The 1,180-nt window shown below is 57.3% G+C and carries 1 rRNA gene; it reads left to right on the top strand.

Going from position 1 to position 1,180, the window contains the following annotated elements:
* Positions 1–49: 49 nt before the first annotated feature.
* Positions 50–1,180, top strand: a 23S ribosomal RNA gene (locus K7787_RS31395); the annotation flags it as partial.

Below are 1,180 nucleotides of genomic sequence, written 5' to 3'. Positions count from 1 at the left end.
GGGTGGTTGGTCGTTGTTTGAGAACTGCACAGTGGACGCGAGCATCTGTGGCCAAGTTTTTAAGGGCGCACGGTGGATGCCTTGGCACCAGGAACCGATGAAGGACGTGGGAGGCCGCGATAGTCCCCGGGGAGTCGTCAACCAGGCTTTGATCCGGGGGTTTCCGAATGGGGAAACCCGGCAGTCGTCATGGGCTGTCACCCGCTGCTGAACACATAGGCAGTGTGGAGGGAACGAGGGGAAGTGAAACATCTCAGTACCCTCAGGAAGAGAAAACAACCGTGATTCCGGGAGTAGTGGCGAGCGAAACCGGATGAGGCCAAACCGTATGCGTGTGAGACCCGGCAGGGGTTGCGCATGCGGGGTTGTGGGATCTCTCTTTCACAGTCTGCCGGCTGTGAGACGAGTCAGAAACCGTTGATGTAGGCGAAGGACATGCGAAAGGTCCGGCGTAGAGGGTAAGACCCCCGTAGTCGAAACGTCAGCGGCTCGTTTGAGAGACACCCAAGTAGCACGGGGCCCGAGAAATCCCGTGTGAATCTGGCGGGACCACCCGCTAAGCCTAAATATTCCCTGGTGACCGATAGCGGATAGTACCGTGAGGGAATGGTGAAAAGTACCCCGGGAGGGGAGTGAAATAGTACCTGAAACCGTGTGCCTACAAGCCGTGGGAGCGTCGGACGAGGACTTGTCTTCGTCTCGTGACTGCGTGCCTTTTGAAGAATGAGCCTGCGAGTTTGCGGTGTGTTGCGAGGTTAACCCGTTGTGGGGTAGCCGTAGCGAAAGCGAGTCCGAATAGGGCGGTTGAGTAGCACGCTCAAGACCCGAAGCGGAGTGATCTAGCCATGGGCAGGTTGAAGCGGAGGTAAGACTTCGTGGAGGACCGAACCCACCAGGGTTGAAAACCTGGGGGATGACCTGTGGTTAGGGGTGAAAGGCCAATCAAACTCCGTGATAGCTGGTTCTCCCCGAAATGCATTTAGGTGCAGCGTCGTGTGTTTCTTGCCGGAGGTAGAGCACTGGATAGGCGATGGGCCCTACCGGGTTACTGACCTTAGCCAAACTCCGAATGCCGGTAAGTGAGAGCGCGGCAGTGAGACTGTGGGGGATAAGCTCCATGGTCGAGAGGGAAACAGCCCAGAGCATCGACTAAGGCCCCTAAGCGTACGCTAAGTGGGAA

Source organism: Streptomyces sennicomposti (assembly GCF_019890635.1).
In the GTDB taxonomy this organism is placed as follows: domain Bacteria; phylum Actinomycetota; class Actinomycetes; order Streptomycetales; family Streptomycetaceae; genus Streptomyces; species Streptomyces sennicomposti.
The sequence above is the reverse complement of the archived record's forward strand: the minus strand, read 5'-3'. Positions and strand labels throughout refer to the sequence as shown.